The organism is Leisingera sp. F5 (genome assembly GCF_001593695.1).
In genome coordinates this window covers 1-1,519 of the sequence record NZ_LUKH01000884.1, presented here as the reverse complement: position 1 = coordinate 1,519, position 1,519 = coordinate 1, and the positions used below count along the sequence as shown (strand labels likewise).

Here is a 1,519-nt window from a genome sequence, read left to right as displayed (position 1 = left end):
GATGGCCGGGCACCTGCAGGCCGCAGGCCATGAAGTCACCGTCTACAACCGCACCGAGGCCAAGGCCAAGGCCTGGGCTGCCGAGCACGGCGGCCGGTTCGGCGCCACACCGCGGGCGGCTGCAGCGGGGGCAGAGTTTGTAATGGCCTGCGTTGGAAATGACGACGATCTGCGTTCGGTCTGCCTAGGGGCGGATGGCGCCTTTGCCGGGATGGGCGAAGGGGCGGTGTTTGTTGATCACACGACGGTGTCGGAAACCGTGACCAGGGAACTCTATGGCGCCACAGAGGAGAAAGGCGTGTTCTTTGTTGACGCACCGATTTCCGGCGGCCAGGCAGGGGCGGAAAACGGCGTGCTGTCAGTGATGTGCGGCGGTGATGAGGGCGCTTACTCCCGGGTTGAGCCAGTGATTGATGCCTACTCCAAAATCTGCCGCCGGATCGGTGGCAGCGGAGCTGGGCAGCTGACGAAGATGTGTAACCAGATCGCTATTGCCGGGCTTGTTCAAGGCTTGAGCGAGGCGCTGCATTTTGCAGAGAGGGCTGGATTGGACGGGCACTCGGTGGTTGAAGTGATCAGCCAGGGCGCGGCCGGCAGCTGGCAGATGGCCAACCGTTACGAGACCATGCTGGACGATCACTTTGATCATGGCTTTGCGGTGGACTGGATGCGCAAGGATCTGGGCATCTGTCTGGATGCAGCGGATGAAACCGGTGCCAGCCTGCCGGTGACTGCCTTGGTGGATCAGTTTTACAAGGACGTGCAAAAGATGGGCGGTGGGCGCTGGGACACCTCTTCGCTGTTCAAGCGGCTGCGCAAACTGGACTGAGACAAGCGAAAATGGCCTTTCCTGCGGGAAAGGCCATGCCTCCGGCGGAGGTATTTCCAACCAGAAAGAAGCGCAGGCTGTGAGCCACGGCCGCGTCCCGGATCAATTAGGGGATGATACGGGTGTATTTGGTGCCTTCCAGCGTGGCACCGACGCGCAAGCCGGCTTGGCCGAACACCACAGCCAGCACTGGGGAAGTGAGCGTATTTGTGTCAGCGGTCAGCGCGTTGCCTTCATCCTTGATCACATATTCCACATCGGCCCCGGCGGCCCAGCCGGTGGAGCGGCGGAAGCCGGCCAGCGCGTCTTCGGTCATGAAAAACAGAACATGGGCATATTGCTGGGCGCCGATCTGCAGGCCTGCGTTGCCTTTGACGGTGGAGTAGTAATCCACGGTCACACCGTTGATCTGCAGGGCGCCGCGGCCGAAGGCGCCGCCAAAGACAAAGCCTGCCTCGGTGACCAGCGGCATCACCAGCATGCCTGTTGCCTTATCGGCCAGGGTGCGGGTGTTGGGGTACTGGCTGTACATCTGGTTCAGTGTTGCGTCGACGCGGGCGTCGATCTTGGCGCCGTTGCTGTTGCCGACGCCGTTGCCGCAGGCGGCGGTAACGCCGGCGCCGGCCAGGGCGGTCAGGGCAAAACCGCGGCGGGTCATGCGGGAAGAGGAAAAACTGCTCATTTCTCAGG

2 protein-coding genes are annotated in these 1,519 nt (G+C 62.3%); one reads left to right on the top strand and one right to left on the bottom strand.

What is annotated here, in order from left to right; translation table 11 throughout:
• Nucleotide 1: 1 nt before the first annotated feature.
• On the top strand, nucleotides 2–829 hold the full coding sequence (locus A2I95_RS37075; protein WP_291737469.1) for an NAD(P)-dependent oxidoreductase: 828 nt from the start codon (nucleotides 2–4) through the stop codon (nucleotides 827–829).
• Nucleotides 830–935: 106 nt separating this feature from the next.
• Here A2I95_RS37075 and A2I95_RS37070 read toward each other — a convergent pair whose 3' ends face one another.
• Nucleotides 936–1,511, bottom strand: coding sequence for a YSC84-related protein (locus tag A2I95_RS37070; RefSeq protein WP_027258852.1), 576 nt, complete (start codon nucleotides 1,509–1,511; stop codon nucleotides 936–938).
• Nucleotides 1,512–1,519: the final 8 nt, after the last annotated feature.